Genomic DNA, 15,557 nt, shown 5'->3' with positions numbered 1-15,557 from the left:
CCTTGAGGTGAGAAACGAATGGACAAAAACTAGGAGCTGTAAGATTGTAATACAACATGAATTCAGCGACCCCACCGCACCCTTCGGGGCTTGAAGGGAAGAGATCCATGCAAGGCCCCCGCCCGACAGAGCCGCCCGACCGCCCGCCGTCCGAGCGCATCGTCGAGGCGCTGGCCGGCATCGTCGGCGCCGATCGGGTCCTGACCGAGGCGACGGACCGGGCCCCCTATGAGACAGACTGGCGCGGCAAGTACCACGGCCGCTGCCTCGCCGTCGTCCAGCCCGGGAGCAACGCCGAGGTCGCCAAGGTCGTCGCCTATTGCAGCCGTCACGGTGTCCCCATCGTCCCGCAGGGCGGCAACACCGGCCTCTGCGCCGGCGCGACGCCGGACGACAGCGGCACCCAGATCGTCCTCACCCTGCAGCGCCTCCGGCAGCTGCGCAGCCTCGACGCGGAGGACGGCCACATCACCTGCGGCGCCGGCATGCCCCTCGCGGAGGCGCAGGCCCATGCCGAGGCCGCGGGCATGCTCCTGCCGCTCAGCATCGCCTCGGAGGGGACGGCGACCATCGGCGGCGTCGTCTCCACCAACGCCGGCGGTCTGAACGTCCTCCATTACGGCTCGGCGCGGCAGCTTTTGCTCGGCATCGAGGCGGTGCTGCCGGACGGCTCCGTCGTCTCGCGCCTCACCCCGCTGCGCAAGGACAACACGGGCTACGACCTCACCTCGCTCCTCGCCGGGTCGGAGGGCACGCTCGGCATCGTCACCGCGGCCACCCTCTCGCTCTCGCCCCGCCCCGTCGGCTACACGACCTTCCTCGCCGGCCTCGCCGATGTCGGACAGGCCCGCGCCACCCTACGCGCGGTGCGCACGCTCACCGCCAGCCCGGTCACCTCGTGGGAGCTCTTCTCCGAGGTCTCGGCGGAGCTCCTCGTCACGCCCCCCATGGCGACGACACTGCCGCTGGAGGGCCCGCACGCGTGGTACCTCCTCGGCGAGCTCTCCCATTTCGGCGAGCCCGCCGACATCCTCGATGACCTCGCCGAGATCCTCGTCGAGCACGACATCGAGGATGTCGTCGTCGCCACCTCGGCCCAGCAGCGCGCCGACCTCTGGGCCATCCGCGAGGACATCACCGAGGCCGAGCGCGCCGCGGGCCCGACCATCAAGCACGACATCTCCGTCGCCCCCTCGCAGATCGACAGCTTCATCGAGACCCTCCTCGCCGCCTGCCGCGATCTCGATGACACGATCCGCCTCAACATCTTCGGCCATGTCGGCGACGGCAACCTGCACATCAACGTCCTGCCGCGCGAGCGCGGGCAGGAGCTGCCCGAGGCGGACCAGGCCCGCGTCTCCACCTGCATCTACGATCTCACCCGCGATGCCGGCGGCAGCTTCTCGGCCGAGCACGGCATCGGCCAACAGAAGATCGCCCAGATGGCGCGCTACAAGAGCGGGGCCGAGATCGGCATGATGCGCCGCCTGAAGGCCTCGCTCGATCCCACAGGAATAATGAACCCCGGAAAGGTCCTGCCATGACGGTTCATGCCAGTGCGCGACGCGCGACCACCGCCCCGCACGCCGGCGCGGCGGAGCCGGGCCCGGCGACAGCGGCGCTCGACGTCCGGGATCTGGTCGTCGAGTTCGACACCGATGACGGCCCTCTCCGCGCGCTCGATCACGTCAGCTTCTCCATCGCCCGCGGCGAGGTCCTCGGCGTCGTCGGGGAATCCGGGGCGGGCAAGTCCCTGACCGGCATGGCCGTCTCGCGCATGATCCAGCCGCCGGGCCGCATCGCCGGCGGCGAGATATGGCTGGCCGGCAAGCGCATCGACCAGCTCCCCCGCGGAGAGATGCGCCGCATCCGCGGCAAGCGGATCGGCATGATCTTCCAGGACCCGATGACCAGCCTCAACCCGCTCTTCACCGTGGGCGACCAGCTGGCGGAGACGATGGGCGTCCACCTCGGCATGGGCCGAAAGGCCGGGCGGCGGCGGGCGGTCGATCTCCTCGACGAGGTCGGCGTCCCCTCCCCCTCCGACCGGGTCGACGCCTATCCCCACGAGCTGAGCGGCGGCATGCGTCAGCGGGTCGTCATCGCGCTGGCGATGTGCGCCGAGCCGGAGCTGATCATCGCCGACGAGCCGACCACCGCGCTCGACGTCGCGGTGCAGGCACAGATCCTCGACCTGCTCGCCCGCATCTGCCGCGACCACGGCACCTCGATGATGCTGGTCACCCACGACATGGGCGTCATCGCCGACATCGCCGACCGCGTCGCCGTCATGTACGCCGGCCGGATGGTGGAGATCGGCAGCTGCGCCGAGGTCACCGACGCTGCCCTGCACCCCTATTCCCGCGGCCTGATGGGCGCCATCCCGACGCTGGAGGATCGCGGCCAGCCGCTCGTCCAGATCCCCGGCACGATGCCCCGCCTCTCGGCGATCCCCGACGGATGCTCGTTCCACCCCCGCTGCGACAAGGCCTTCGCCCGCTGCCGCACCGACCGGCCGGAGCCCCTCGCGGTCGGCGACCGGAGGGTCGCCTGCCACCTCTACGACGACCTCGCACCGGAGGATGCCCAGTGACCGAATCCCCCCGGGCGGCGGAGCCGCATGTCACCGTCAGCCATCTTCGCCACCATTTCGACCTCTCCGCGGGCCGGCTGGCCCGCCTCGTCAGCGGCGGCGAGCGCAAGATCCTGCGCGCCGTCGAGGATGTCAGCTTCAGCATCGAGCGCGGCGAGACCTTCGCGCTGGTCGGCGAGAGCGGCTCGGGCAAGACCACCATCGCCCGCATCCTCGCCGGCCTGACGCCCACGCAATTGGGCGACATCCGCATCGACGGCCTGCCCGTCGGCGCGGCACGGGGCCGCTCGGCGGACAGCGCCGAAATCCAGATGGTCTTCCAGGACCCCTACGCCAGCCTCAACCCGCGCTGGAAGGTCGGCCGGATCATCGGCGAGCCCATCCGCCACCTGCCCGCCGAGGAGCGCGACACCCGCGTGGCCGAGCTGCTGGAGCTGGTGGGCCTGCATGCGCAGGACGCCGCGAAATATCCGCACCAGTTCTCCGGCGGGCAGCGGCAGCGGATCGCTATCGCGCGCAGCCTCTCGGCCAACGCGCCCTTCCTCGTCTGCGACGAGCCGACCTCCGCCCTCGATGTCAGCGTGCAGGCGCAGATCCTGAACCTGATGCGCCAGCTGCAGGGGCAGTTCGGCCTGACCTACCTCTTCATCAGCCACAACCTCGCGGTTGTCCGCTACATGGCGACGCAGATCGGCGTGCTCTACCTCGGCCGGCTGGTCGAGGTGGCGCCGGCCGCCCGCATCTTCTCGGCCCCCCGCCACCCCTACACGCAGATGCTGCTGGAGGCCGTCCCGGGCAGGGAGCGCCGCGGCACCGCGATCAAGGGCGAGATGCCGAGCCCCATCACGCCCCCAACCGGCTGCCCCTTCCACCCGCGCTGCCCCCATGTGGTCGACATCTGCCGCCGCGAGGTCCCCGCCTTCCAGCGCGGCGTCGCCTGCCACCGCGCCGACGAGCTCCAGCTGCCTGGAACGGCCGAGCGCGAGGCGGAGGCGCTGTAGGCGCGGGGCCCGGATCCATACCTCTATCATGCTGCCCGGATGACCTCCGCGCACAGGATCCCTGCATCGCCACGCATCGCCCCTGCCGCGAGCCCGCCCATCAGGGCGGGTCGAGCCCCCCTGCGACACAAAAACTAAAACCTTTTTCTTGAGTCTAAATTTTTTAGATGCCAGCCTGCGGCAAATCCGGTGACCGCCCCCGGCACCGCCTCACAACCAGGGCTGCCCCTTGTCAGACGTCACCACCTCGCCAGACCTGTCGCACGATGTCTCCACCGTGGAGTCGCGCCCGAAGATCGGCGCGCTCGTCCGCGCCGTGCGCCGCCGCCAGAACCTGACGCTGCAGGCGCTCGGGCAGACGTCGGGCCTCTCCGTCGGCTATCTCAGCCAGATCGAGCGCGACATCGCCACCCCCTCGCTCTCCTCCCTCACCCGCATCGCCCATGCGCTCGGGGTCGAGGTCGGCCAGTTCATGCCCGTCCCCCACGGCTCGGGCATCGTCAACCGTGCCGAGAATCGCGAGACCACGTGGATCAACGATGGCGGCATGACCTACCAGCGCCTCCACGGCGACTTCCCCGGCGCCACCTTCTCCGCCTTCCGCATCACGCTGCCCCCCGGCTTCGTGGGGGAGATCGACCGGCATGACGGAGAGGAATTCGTCCAGCTGGAGACCGGCGAGGTGCGCTTCGACATCGAGGGCCAGCCCCACGCGCTGGCCCCGGGCGACACGCTGCACTTCCGCTCCGACATGCGGCACCAGGCCTTCAACACCTCCGCCACCGAGGCGGCGGTGATCTTCTGGCTCGGCACCTCTCCGGTGCTGCGCCTGCGGCAGGAGGATACCCCCCGTGGCTAACGGCGCCCTTTCCCGCCTGCCGCTGGCCTACGTCGGCCAGCGCCTCGTCTTGATGCTCGTGACGCTCTGGGCTGTCATCACGCTGACCTTCTTCCTCATGCATGCCGTCCCCGGCGGGCCCTTCGTCTCCGAGAAGATGCTGGCGCCGGAGATCGAGGCGGCGCTCAATGCCAAGTACGGCCTCGATGAGCCGATCTGGCGGCAGTACCTGAACTACCTCGGCAGCGTGATCACCTTCGATCTCGGCCCGTCGTTCAAATACCCCGGCATGAGCGTCAACGAGATGATTGCCGAAGGCCTGCCCGTCACCGCGCAGACCGGACTTCTCGCCGTCCTTTGCGTCGTCGCGCTCGGCGTGCCGCTCGGCGTCGCCGCCGCGCTCAACCGCAACCGCTGGCCCGATACCGCGGTGATGACCATCGCCACCATCGGCGCGGCCATCCCCTCCTATGTCATCGCCACCGTCTGCCTCTATATCTTCGCGCTCCGCCTCGGCTGGGTGCCGGCCTTCGGGCTCGATGACTGGCGCGGTTATTTCCTGCCCGTCTTCGCGCTCTCGGGCTTCTGGCTGAGCTTCATCGCCCGCCTCACCCGCTCGTCCCTATTGGAGACGCTGGATCAGGATTACATGACGACGGCCCGGGCCAAGGGCCTCAAGCGCCGCAAGATCCTCCTCAAGCATGGGCTGCGCAATTCGCTGATCCCCGTCGTCACCATCATGGGGCCGGTGATCGCCAACCTGCTGACGGGCTCCTTCGTGATCGAGCAGATCTTCGCCCTGCCCGGCATCGGGCGGCATTTCGTGCTGTCGATCACCAACCGCGATTACACGGCCATCATGGGCATCACCATCTTCTACGCGGCGTTCCTGATGCTGATGATCTTCATCGTGGACATGCTCTACGTCTGGCTCGACCCGCGCATCGACTACCGGAGGCGCGCATGACCGAGCTGACCCCCACCCTCGCGCCGCTGGATGACCCCCGCTGGGCCCTGCTCGAGCGCGAGGACGACGCCGCCGAGATCATCGCCGCCCCCGTCCGCACCTACTGGCAGGATGTGCGGGCGCGCCTCGCGCAGAACAAGCCGGCCATGGCGGGGCTGATCTTCATCATCCTGCTGGTGCTGGCCGCGATCTTCGGGCCGATGCTCTCGCCCCATTCCTACCGGGCGCAGAACCTCTCGCTCGCCAACCTGCCGCCCATCCTGAAGACGACGGAAGTCGGCGGGGCGGAGGAGCGGCAGCTCGTCTTCGTCAACACCGGCAACCTCAACCTCTACGGCGTCGATGAGGGCGGCCATGTCACCGGCCTCCTTCCCGGCGGGCGCAAGGACATGATCAACCGCCAGACGATCTGGCAGGTCGGCGGCGCCGAGGTGGTGCTCGACTATTCCTCCCTGCCCCCCGTCCTCGCCCAAGAGGGCGGCCCCGGCCTCTCCCCCGGCCCCACCAAGTGGAACCGCACCTATCTCTTCGGCACCGACCAGCTCGGCCGCGACGTGCTCGTCCGCCAGCTCTACGGCGCGCGCATCTCGCTGATGGTGGCCTTCGTCGCGACGCTGGTGAACTTCGTCATCGGCGTCACCTATGGCGGCCTGTCGGGCTATCTCGGCGGCAAGGTCGACCTCGTGATGATGCGCATCGTCGAGATCATCTCGACCATCCCGCTCACGCTCTACGTCATCCTCATGATGGTCGTCCTCCAATCCGGCCTCATCTCGGTGATGCTGGCCATCGGCACCGTCTTCTGGGTGGATATGGCCCGCATCGTGCGCGGGCAGATCCTCACCCTCAAGAGCCAGGATTACGTCGCCGCCGCCCGCACCATGGGCGCGCCGACCCGCTGGATCATGGCCAAGCACCTTTTGCCCAACACCATCGGCCCGATCCTCGTCACCGCCACCATGCTCATCCCCTCGGCGATCTTCATCGAGAGCTTCATGAGCTTCATCGGCCTCGGCGTCACGCCCCCGCAGGCGAGCTGGGGCACGCTGACCTCCGACGCGGTGGAGACGCTGCGCCGCTATCCCCACCAGCTCTTCTTCCCAGCTACCGCCATCTCGCTGACCATGTTCGCCTTCAACTTCCTCGGCGACGGGCTCCGCGATGCGCTCGACCCGAGGCTGCGCCAATGACCGAGCTTCTGAACGTCACCGGCCTCACGACCTCCTTCCACACCTCGCGCGGCCGCGTGCAGGCGGTGCGGGGCGTGGACCTGACCGTGAAGCCCGGCGAGATCCTCGGCATCGTGGGCGAAAGCGGCTCGGGCAAGTCGGTCACCTGCATGTCCATCCTGCGGCTCTTGAAGCGCCAGGGCCGCATCGAGGGGGGCAGCGCCGTCTTCGACGGGCGTGACCTGATGGAGCTGGATGAGGATGCGCTGACCGACCTGCGCGGCAACGAGATCGGCGTGATCTTTCAAGACCCGATGTCCTCGCTCAACCCCACGCTCACCGTGGGCGAGCAGGTGATCGAGACGGTTCTGCGCCACCGCAACATCGGCCGCCGCGCCGCCCGCGCCCGCGCCGTCGAGCTCTTCGAGATGGTGCGCATCCCGTCCGCCGCCACCCGCGTCGATGCCTATCCGCACGAGTTCTCAGGCGGCATGCGCCAGCGCGTGATGATCGCCATCGCGCTGGCCTGCGAGCCCAAGCTGCTGATCGCCGACGAGCCCACCACGGCGCTCGACGTCACCATCCAGCGGCAGATCCTGAGCCTCATCAAGGAGCTGCAGGGCCGGCTCGGCATGGCGGTGATCCTCATCACCCACGACCTTGGCGTGATCGCCGAGACCGCGGACCGCGTGATGGTGATGTATGGCGGCATGGTGATGGAGGAGGCGCCGGTCGCCGAGATCTTCGCCCTGCCCCGCCACCCCTATACGCGCGGCCTCATGGCCTCGATCCCCGATCCGCGCACGGCGGGCGAGGGCCGCCTCTCCCCCATCCCCGGCACGCCGCCCGACATGAGCGACCCGCCCAAGGGCTGCCCCTTCGCGCCGCGCTGCCCGGTGGCGATGCGCGTCTGCGCCGAAGAGATGCCCCGGCTCTACGAAGCGGGCGGCCCGGCCAACCGCTCACGCTGCTGGCTGATGGACGAGGCGGCCCCCGCCCGCGCCCCCTACAACACGGAGGACGCGGCATGAGCCTTCTGCAGCTCGAGGGCCTCGCGCAGCATTTCAACGTCGGCGGCGGCCTCTTCTCCAAGCCCGCCAAGCTCCGCGCCGTCGATGGCGTCACCGTCTCGATCCAGAAGGGCGAGACGCTCGGCCTCGTCGGCGAGTCGGGCTGCGGCAAGTCGACCCTCGCCCGCTCGATCATCCGCCTTTACGAGCCGACCGGCGGGCGGGTGATCTTCGACGGCACCGACATCACGCACCTCTCCGAAGCCGAGCTGCGCCCCTTCCGCCGCCGCATCCAGATGATCTTTCAAGACCCGCTCGCCTCCCTCGATGGCCGGATGAGCGTGCGCGAGCTGATCACCGAGCCGCTCGATATCCTCAAGATCGGCACCCCGCGCCAGCGCCGCGAGCGCGCCAACGAGCTCTTGGAGACCGTCGGCCTCTCCGCCGCCCATGCCGGGCGCTACCCGCACGAATTCTCCGGCGGGCAGCGCCAGCGCATCGGCATCGCGCGGGCCATCGCGCTCGACCCCGATCTGGTGATCTGCGACGAACCGATCTCGGCGCTCGACGTCTCGATCCAGGCGCAGGTCGTGAACATGCTGGAGGATCTGCAGGCCAAGCTGGGCCTGACCTACCTCTTCATCACGCATGACCTCTCCATGGTGCGCCACATCGCCGACCGCATCGGCGTGATGTATCTCGGCAAGCTGGTGGAGCTGGCGCCCGCCGCCGAGCTCTATACCCGGCCCCGCCACCCCTATACGCGGCTCCTCCTCTCGGCCATTCCGGTGCCTGACCCGGCCGTCCGCAAGGATGCGCCCCCGGCGACCGACGAGGTGCCAAGCCCGCTCGACCTGCCCTCCGGCTGCCGCTTCCGCACCCGCTGCCCTCTGGCCAGCGAGATCTGCGCGAAGATCGAGCCCGAGCCGCGCGACTTTGGCGGGGGCCATCTGGCCGCCTGCCATCACGCCGATGAGTCGGCGCCCACCACTCCCATCACCAACCCGGAGAGAGAGAATGCGTAACCTCATGCTCCCCCTCGCCTTCGCGGCCGCCTTTGGCGCGCCCGCGTTCGCGCAAGGGGATCTGACCTACGTGGTCAACAACGAAAGCGCCACCTACGACCCCGGCCTGACGTCGGAGACCTTCGCGGCGCCGATCATCGGCAACACGTTTGAGGGCCTCGTGCGCTTCAACGAAGCCGGCGAGATCGAGCCCGCCATGGCCGAAAGCTGGGAGGTCTCCGAGGACGGCCTGACGTACACGTTCCACCTGCGCGACGCCAACTGGTCCGACGGCCAGCCCGTCTCCGCCGGTGACTTCGTCTATGCCTGGAAGCGGGTGCTCGACCCGGCCGCCGGCGCCATGAACCCCGCGATGTTCTACCTCATCGACGGCGCCGAGGCGTATTACGCCAATGCCGCCACCGGCGACGTGGCCATCTCGGCCCCCGACGACAAGACCTTCACCTTCACGCTCGCGCAGCGCGTGCCCTACATCATGCAGCTGCTCACCTACACCAACTTCTTCCCCGTGCGCGAAGACATGGTGGAAGCCGACCCCGAAGGCTGGACGCGCAGCCCCGAGACCTTCATCGGCAACGGCCCGTTCAAGGTGTCGGAGTTCAACTTCGGCGAAAGCGTCGTCTTCGAGAAGAACCCGGAGTACTACGACGCCGATAGCGTCTCGCTCGACACGCTGACCTTCCGCCTCATCCCCGAGCCCACCACGGCGCTGACGGCCTACGAGTCCGGCCAGGTCGACGGGATCGAAGCGGTGCCGGCGCCGGAAATCCCGCGCCTCATGGCGTCGGATGAAGGCTTCATGGTCGTGCCGTCGCTAGGCACCACCTATGCCTTCTTCAACCCGAGCGTCGCCCCTTTGGATGACGTGAAGGTCCGCCAGGCGCTCTCCATGGCCATCGACCGGCAGGAGCTGATCGACTTCGTCATGCAATCCGCCGACGTGCCGGCCCTCGCCCTCGTGCCCTACGGCATGACCATCGCGGGCGAAGACTTCCGCGACGGGACGAGCACCTTTGGCCTGGCCCCGACCGCTGAGGTCGAAGCCGCGCAGGAGCTGCTGGCCGAAGCCGGTTACCCGGGTGGTGAAGGCTTCCCCGAGACGGTGTTCGTGACCTACTCGTCGCCGCCGGTCGAGCGCATCATCGAGGCCATCCAGCAGATGTGGAAGGCCAACCTCAACATCGACGTCGAGATCCAGGCCAGCGAATGGCAGGTCTACTACCCCGAAGTGCAGAAGGTGGAATACCAGATCGCACAGATGGGCTGGGGCGCGGATTACCCGCACCCGATGACGTTCCTCGACATCTTCCTCTCCGACAGCCCAAACAACCTGGCTGGCTGGCAGAACGAGGAGTATGACGCCGAGATCGCCGCCGCCAAGGCCGCGACGGACGAGGCGGAATCGCTCGCCGAGATGCGTGAGGCCGAGGCCATCCTGATGAACGATCACATCATCCTGCCGATGTACCACCGCTACGCCTACATGATGATGTCGCCCGAGGTGGAAGGCTTCTGGCGCTCGACGCTGAACGTCCCCTACTTCCGCGACGTGACCGTCTCTGAATGAGAGACCGGGGCGCCCTCCCGGGGGCGCCCCTTCCCAAAAGTCACCCCGCCAAAGGCAGGATTGATCGATCCGCCCCGGCCCCTAGAGTGACCCTCAAGACCGCAGGCAGCCTTCGCGCTCACCGGCGGCCCCATCCCACAGGAAGGACAACCATGCGCCTCAATTCCATCATGGCCAGCCTGGCCGCCGGCGTCTCTGTCGCCGCGGTTGCGCCGGCCTTCGCCGAGACCCCGGCGGATACGCTTGTCATCGCCGACGCCATCGACGACGTCATCACGCTCGACCCGCATGAAGTGGGCGAGATCGGCGGCGTGCTCGTCTCCACCCAGGTCTACCAGACGCTCGTGACGGTCGACGTCAACGACGCCACCAACATCATGGGCGTGCTCGCCGACAGCTGGGACATCAGCGAAGACGGCCTGACCTACACGTTCCACATGAACCCCGAGGCGACCTTCGCCTCCGGCAACCCGGTCACCGCCGAGGACGCCGCCTATTCCTTCCACCGCATCGTCAAGATGAACGGCCGCACCGCCTTCATCATCACGCAGTTCGGCTTCACGCCCGAGAACGTCGAAGAGCGCGTCGTCGCCCTCGACGACGAGACGCTCCAGATCACCATCGACGAGGCCTACGCCCCCTCCTTCTTCCTCGTCACGCTCTCCTCCTACGTCGGCGCCATCGTCGAGAAGGCTCTGGTCGAGGAGCACGCCGTCGACGGCGATTTCGGCAACGCCTGGCTGAAGACCGGCGAGCAATCCGTCGGCTCCGGCCCCTTCACGCTGGCCCAGTGGGACCCGTCGGTCGCCATCGTGATGGAGCGCAACGAGAACTACTGGGGCGACGCGCCCGAGATGAACCGCATCGTGCTCCGCCACGTCGCCGAGAGCGCCACCCAGCGCCTGCTGCTGGAGCAGGGCGATATCGACATCGCCAACAAGCTCTCGCCCGATGACCACGCCGCCCTCGCCGACAACCCCGATGTGGAGACGATCAACGGCCCCTCCTCCGTCATCTACTACATGGGCATGAACGAGCGCGAAGAGCCGCTCGGCAACCCGCAGGTGATCGAGGCGATGAAGTACCTCATCGATTACCAGGGCATGGCCGACACGCTGGCCGCCGGCACGGTGAAGGTCCACCAGACGATGATACCCGAAGGGTTCCTCGGCGCGGTCGACTACAACCCCTACAGCTACGACCTCGAGCGCGCTCAGGAGCTGCTGGAGGAAAGCGGTGTCGAGCTGCCCATCGAGCTTGATATCGTGGTGTGGAACAACGCCCCCTACACCGATTTCGCCCAGGCCCTGCAGGCCACCATGGCGCCCGCCGGGATCGAGCTGAACCTCGAGGTCGTCGATGGCGGCCAGTGGCTGGATCGCTACCGCAACCATGATCTCGACGGCTGGATGGGTCTCTGGGGCCCCGACTACCCCGACCCCCATTCCAACGCCAAGGCCTTCGCGGTGACGGCGGCGGACTCGCCCGATGGCGTCGACACGCTGGCCGACCGCTTCGGCTTCGATCCGGGCGAGCTGAGCCCCCGCACCATGGCCGCCGTGCGCGAGCAGGATGCCTCTGTCCGCCAGAGCATGTATGAAGAGATCCAGCGCGAGCACACCGACATCTCGCCCTTCCTCTACATGTTCCAGGAGCAGCGGGCGATCGGCGTGCGCGCCGGTGTCGAGGGCCTGACGCTCGGCGTCACCTTCGCCGACGACCGCTACTGGAACGTCACGAAGTAAGCCTCGTAAACCATTGGCCCCGCCGCGCTTTTACGGGCGCGGCGGGGCCACCTCGTTCCCGCGGGGCCTGTCCCGCCCCAAGCCGATTGCTCGCCCATGACCACCAATCCCGGCACCCGCTCGACCCGTGCGGCAGGGCGCGCCCTGCGCCTTGGCGGCAGCCTCGCGAGCGTGGCGCTGACCATCGCGATCACGCTCCTCGGCCTCGTGGCGCTGACCTTCTTCATCGGCCGCATCGTGCCCATCGATCCGGTGCTGACCATCGTGGGCGAGAAGGCCCCGCCAGAGGTCTATGACCGCGTCTACCGCGAGCTCGGGCTCGATCAGCCGCTGATCACCCAGTTTCTCTACTACCTGCGCGACATCGCGCGCGGCGATCTCGGCCAGTCCTACACGACCGACCGCGCCGTCCTCTCCGACATCCTGCGCTTCTTCCCCGCCACCTTCGAACTGGCGGTGCTCGGCATCATCATCGGCGTCGCCCTCGGCGTGCCCGCCGGCGTCATCGCCGCCGTGAAGCGTGACACATGGGTCGACCATATCGTGCGCATCGTCGCCCTCATCGGCTACTCGGTGCCGATCTTCTGGCTGGCGCTGATGGGGCTGCTCGTCTTCTACGCCAAGCTGCAATGGGTCGGCGGGCCGGGGCAGCTCGATATCGGCTATGCCTATTCCTATACGCGGGTGACCGGCTTCATCCTCGTCGATACCGCGCTGAGCGGCGACTGGGCCGTCTTCGCCAATGCCGTCAGCCACATCGCCCTGCCCGCCCTGCTCATCGGATATTACTCCATGGCCTATATCAGCCGCATGACCCGCTCGGTCATGCTGGAACAGCTCTCCAGCGAATATGTGCTGGCCGCCCGCATCAAGGGCGCCTCGGAATACACGGTCGTCGTGCGCCACGCCCTGCGCAACGCCGCCATCCCGCTGGTGACCATCGTCGCCCTCTCCTTCGGCGGCCTGCTCGAAGGCTCGGTGCTGATCGAGACGGTGTTCTCCTGGCCGGGCCTCGGAAATTACATCGCCCAGTCGCTGCTGGGCGGAGACATGAACGCCGTCCTTGGCGGCACGCTGGTGGTGGGGACGATCTTCGTACTGCTCAACGTGGGCTCTGACTTGCTCTACCGCCTGCTCGACCCGCGCACGAAGGCGGCCGCCCAATGAGCGAGACAGCCGCCCCCCGCGCCTCCGCCCTGCAGGCCCGCCTGGCAGAGCTCAGCCGCTTCGCCCGCGCCTTCCGCCGCAACCCCTTGGGCATGGTCGGGCTCTTCATCGGCCTCCTCCTCATCCTCGCCGCGATCTTCGCGCCGTGGCTCGCCACGCATGATCCCTACGCGCCGGATTTCGGCGGGCGCCTCACCCCGCCGGGCGCGGAGTACTGGCTCGGCTCCGACGAGCTCGGCCGCGACATCTACACCCGCATCCTCTACGGCAGCCGCATCACGCTCTTCATCGTGGCGCTGGTCATCTTCACCTCCGCCCCCATCGGGCTCTTCATGGGGGTGATCTCCGGCTATTTCGGCGGCTGGATCGACGCGGTGCTGATGCGCATCACCGATGTCTTCCTCGCGGTGCCGAAGCTCCTCCTCGCGCTCGCCTTCGTCGCCGTCCTCGGCCCCGGCATCGTCAACGCCGCGCTCGCCATCACGCTCACCGCCTGGCCGCCCTATGCGCGCCTCGCCCGGGCAGAGACGCTGGCCGTCCGCAATGCCGATTACATCAACGCCATCCGCCTCGCCGGCGCCTCGCCGATCCGCATCATCGCGCGCCATGTCGTGCCGATGTGCACCTCGTCGATGCTGGTCCGCGTGACCTTCGACATGGCCGGCATCATCCTCATCGCCGCCGGCCTCGGTTTCATCGGCCTCGGCGCGCAGCCGCCCCTGCCCGAATGGGGCGCGATGATCGCCTCGGGCCGGCGCTTCATCTTCGATCAATGGTGGGTCGCCGCCATGCCCGGCGCCGCGATCTTCCTCGTCTCGCTCGGCTTCAACCTTCTGGGCGACGCCCTCCGTGACCTCCTCGACCCCCATGCCGTGAGGCGGACATGAGCGCCCTCCTGACCATCGAAGACCTCACCGTCGCATTCCCCCGCGACGGCGGCGGAGAGGAGCTGGCGGTGCGGGGTGTGAACCTGACGATGGGCCGCGAGAAGGTGGGCATCGTGGGCGAGAGCGGCTCGGGCAAAAGCCTCACCGCGCGATGCATCCTCGGTGTACAGGCTGTGCACGCCCGGTGCACGGCCCGTGCCATGCGGTTTGACGGGGTCGACCTGCTCACCGCCACCCCCCGCCAGATGCGCAGCTTGCGCGGCGGGCGCATCGGCATGGTCATGCAGGACCCGCGCCACGCGCTCGACCCGGTGCAGCGCATCGGCGACCAGATCGTCGAGGCCATCCGGCTGGGAGACCGCAAGATCAGCCGCCGCGACGCCTGGGCCAAGGCCCGCAACATGCTGGAATCGGTAGAAATTCGCGAGCCCGACCGGGTCATGCGCCTCTACCCGCACGAGGTCTCGGGAGGCATGGGCCAGCGCGTGATGATCGCCATCGTCTTCGTCCGCGAACCCGACCTGCTGATCGCCGACGAGGTGACCTCGGCGCTCGACGTCACCGTCTCCGCCCGCATCCTCGAATTGCTCGACGAGATGGTCACCCGCCGCAACATGGGCCTCATCTTCATCAGCCACGACCTAAATCTTGTGTCCCGCTTCTGCGACCGGGTGCTGGTGATGTATGCCGGCCGGGTTGTCGAAGAGATCGCCGCCGCCGACCTCCACAACGCCCAGCACCCCTACACCCAGGGCCTACTCGCCTGCATGCCGCAGATCGGCGGCCCGCAAGAGCCGCTGCCCGTGCTGCAGCGGCAGGAGAGCTGGCGGGAAGAGGGAGCGGGCGCATGAGCGAGATCGAGATCGAGGGGCTGAGCGTCTCCTATGGCGAGGGCCGCGGCCAACGGCAGGTGGTGCAAGGCGCGGATATCGCTGTGGAAAAGGGCGAGTGCTTCGGCCTCGTCGGCGAGAGCGGCTCCGGCAAGAGCACCATCCTGCGCGCCGCCATGGGCCTCGCCCCCCAGTGGCAGGGCCGCATCGAGATCGCCGGCGTCGACGCCCGCAAGGGCCCCCGCCCCGCCTTCCTCCGCAAGGTGCAGATGGTCTTCCAGGACCCCTACGCCTCGCTCCACCCCCGCCTGCTCATCGGCGAGGCCATCGCCGAGCCCATGCGCGTCAACCGCCTGCCCCGCGTCGCGGAGCGGACGGTGGAGCTGCTGGAGGCCATCGGGCTCACCGCCGCGCATCGCTACCGCTACCCGCACGAGCTGTCGGGCGGGCAGCGCCAGCGCGTCGCCATCGCGCGCGCCCTCGCGCTCGACCCCGAGGTGCTGCTGCTCGACGAGCCCACCTCGGCGCTCGACGTCTCCATCCAGGCAGAGGTTCTGAACTTGCTGAACAAACTCAGGGCCGAGCGCGGCCTGACCTACCTGATCGTCAGCCATGACCTGGCGGTGATCAGCCATATGTGCAGCCGCCTCGCGGTGATGAAGGAGGGCCGGATCGTGGAAACGCTGGGCCGAGAAGAGCTGACCACCGGCGCCGCCGCCGAGGCCTATACCCGCGATCTCATCGCGGCGAGCCGCTAG

The 15,557-nt window shown here is 68.3% G+C and carries 14 protein-coding genes; all 14 read left to right on the top strand.

Annotated features, from left to right (window positions below):
• Window positions 1-107 precede the first annotated feature (107 nt).
• The 14 genes from GY170_RS06180 (at window position 108) to GY170_RS06115 (ending at window position 15,557) form a co-directional block, all read left to right on the top strand.
• Window positions 108-1,544 (top strand): FAD-binding oxidoreductase, encoded by a 1,437-nt coding sequence (locus tag GY170_RS06180; RefSeq protein ID WP_163890985.1) that lies wholly within the window; start codon window positions 108-110, stop codon window positions 1,542-1,544.
• Complete coding sequence (locus tag GY170_RS06175; protein ID WP_163890983.1) at window positions 1,541-2,593, top strand: ABC transporter ATP-binding protein; 1,053 nt, start codon at window positions 1,541-1,543, stop codon at window positions 2,591-2,593. Before GY170_RS06180 ends, GY170_RS06175 begins: the two co-directional genes overlap by 4 nt.
• On the top strand, window positions 2,590-3,594 hold the full coding sequence (locus GY170_RS06170) for an ABC transporter ATP-binding protein (RefSeq protein ID WP_163890981.1): 1,005 nt from the start codon (window positions 2,590-2,592) through the stop codon (window positions 3,592-3,594). Before GY170_RS06175 ends, GY170_RS06170 begins: the two co-directional genes overlap by 4 nt.
• Before the next feature lie 229 nt (window positions 3,595-3,823).
• Window positions 3,824-4,453, top strand: coding sequence for a helix-turn-helix domain-containing protein (locus GY170_RS06165; RefSeq protein ID WP_163890979.1), 630 nt, complete (start codon window positions 3,824-3,826; stop codon window positions 4,451-4,453).
• Window positions 4,446-5,399: an ABC transporter permease gene (locus GY170_RS06160; RefSeq protein ID WP_235937799.1), complete on the top strand. Its 954-nt coding sequence runs from the start codon at window positions 4,446-4,448 to the stop codon at window positions 5,397-5,399. Before GY170_RS06165 ends, GY170_RS06160 begins: the two co-directional genes overlap by 8 nt.
• Window positions 5,396-6,589 (top strand): ABC transporter permease, encoded by a 1,194-nt coding sequence (locus GY170_RS06155; RefSeq protein ID WP_163890977.1) that lies wholly within the window; start codon window positions 5,396-5,398, stop codon window positions 6,587-6,589. The genes GY170_RS06160 and GY170_RS06155 overlap by 4 nt, the downstream gene beginning before the upstream one ends.
• A complete protein-coding gene (locus GY170_RS06150) occupies window positions 6,586-7,599 on the top strand; it encodes an ABC transporter ATP-binding protein (RefSeq protein WP_163890974.1) in 1,014 nt (337 codons plus the stop codon). The genes GY170_RS06155 and GY170_RS06150 overlap by 4 nt, the downstream gene beginning before the upstream one ends.
• On the top strand, window positions 7,596-8,603 hold the full coding sequence (locus tag GY170_RS06145; protein ID WP_163890971.1) for an ABC transporter ATP-binding protein: 1,008 nt from the start codon (window positions 7,596-7,598) through the stop codon (window positions 8,601-8,603). Before GY170_RS06150 ends, GY170_RS06145 begins: the two co-directional genes overlap by 4 nt.
• Window positions 8,596-10,170 (top strand): peptide ABC transporter substrate-binding protein, encoded by a 1,575-nt coding sequence (locus tag GY170_RS06140; RefSeq protein ID WP_163890969.1) that lies wholly within the window; start codon window positions 8,596-8,598, stop codon window positions 10,168-10,170. The genes GY170_RS06145 and GY170_RS06140 overlap by 8 nt, the downstream gene beginning before the upstream one ends.
• Window positions 10,171-10,322: 152 nt before the next feature.
• Window positions 10,323-11,915: an ABC transporter substrate-binding protein gene (locus tag GY170_RS06135; RefSeq protein WP_163890967.1), complete on the top strand. Its 1,593-nt coding sequence runs from the start codon at window positions 10,323-10,325 to the stop codon at window positions 11,913-11,915.
• Between the two features lie 96 nt (window positions 11,916-12,011).
• On the top strand, window positions 12,012-13,082 hold the full coding sequence (locus GY170_RS06130) for an ABC transporter permease (RefSeq protein ID WP_163890964.1): 1,071 nt from the start codon (window positions 12,012-12,014) through the stop codon (window positions 13,080-13,082).
• The gene (locus GY170_RS06125) at window positions 13,079-13,969 is read left to right on the top strand and encodes an ABC transporter permease (protein WP_163890962.1); all 891 of its coding nucleotides are present in this window, start codon (window positions 13,079-13,081) and stop codon (window positions 13,967-13,969) included. Before GY170_RS06130 ends, GY170_RS06125 begins: the two co-directional genes overlap by 4 nt.
• Window positions 13,966-14,820 (top strand): ABC transporter ATP-binding protein, encoded by an 855-nt coding sequence (locus GY170_RS06120; protein ID WP_163890960.1) that lies wholly within the window; start codon window positions 13,966-13,968, stop codon window positions 14,818-14,820. Before GY170_RS06125 ends, GY170_RS06120 begins: the two co-directional genes overlap by 4 nt.
• Window positions 14,817-15,557 (top strand): ABC transporter ATP-binding protein, encoded by a 741-nt coding sequence (locus tag GY170_RS06115; protein WP_163890958.1) that lies wholly within the window; start codon window positions 14,817-14,819, stop codon window positions 15,555-15,557. Before GY170_RS06120 ends, GY170_RS06115 begins: the two co-directional genes overlap by 4 nt.

This window comes from Pseudoroseicyclus tamaricis (assembly GCF_012070395.1).
Lineage (GTDB): Bacteria > Pseudomonadota > Alphaproteobacteria > Rhodobacterales > Rhodobacteraceae > Pseudoroseicyclus_A > Pseudoroseicyclus_A tamaricis.
The sequence above is the reverse complement of the archived record's forward strand: the minus strand, read 5'-3'. Positions and strand labels throughout refer to the sequence as shown.

Bases quoted from the DNA above. Each gene is read 5' to 3' on its own strand.
- GY170_RS06175 (WP_163890983.1), top strand. From the start codon at position 1,541: ATGACGGTTCATGCCAGTGCGCGACGCGCGACCACCGCCCCGCACGCC.
- GY170_RS06135 (WP_163890967.1), top strand. From the start codon at position 10,323: ATGCGCCTCAATTCCATCATGGCCAGCCTGGCCGCCGGCGTCTCTGTC.
- GY170_RS06140 (WP_163890969.1), top strand. From the start codon at position 8,596: ATGCGTAACCTCATGCTCCCCCTCGCCTTCGCGGCCGCCTTTGGCGCG.
- GY170_RS06115 (WP_163890958.1), top strand. From the start codon at position 14,817: ATGAGCGAGATCGAGATCGAGGGGCTGAGCGTCTCCTATGGCGAGGGC.
- GY170_RS06120 (WP_163890960.1), top strand. From the start codon at position 13,966: ATGAGCGCCCTCCTGACCATCGAAGACCTCACCGTCGCATTCCCCCGC.
- GY170_RS06145 (WP_163890971.1), top strand. From the start codon at position 7,596: ATGAGCCTTCTGCAGCTCGAGGGCCTCGCGCAGCATTTCAACGTCGGC.
- GY170_RS06180 (WP_163890985.1), top strand. From the start codon at position 108: ATGCAAGGCCCCCGCCCGACAGAGCCGCCCGACCGCCCGCCGTCCGAG.
- GY170_RS06130 (WP_163890964.1), top strand. From the start codon at position 12,012: ATGACCACCAATCCCGGCACCCGCTCGACCCGTGCGGCAGGGCGCGCC.
- GY170_RS06125 (WP_163890962.1), top strand. From the start codon at position 13,079: ATGAGCGAGACAGCCGCCCCCCGCGCCTCCGCCCTGCAGGCCCGCCTG.
- GY170_RS06155 (WP_163890977.1), top strand. From the start codon at position 5,396: ATGACCGAGCTGACCCCCACCCTCGCGCCGCTGGATGACCCCCGCTGG.
- GY170_RS06150 (WP_163890974.1), top strand. From the start codon at position 6,586: ATGACCGAGCTTCTGAACGTCACCGGCCTCACGACCTCCTTCCACACC.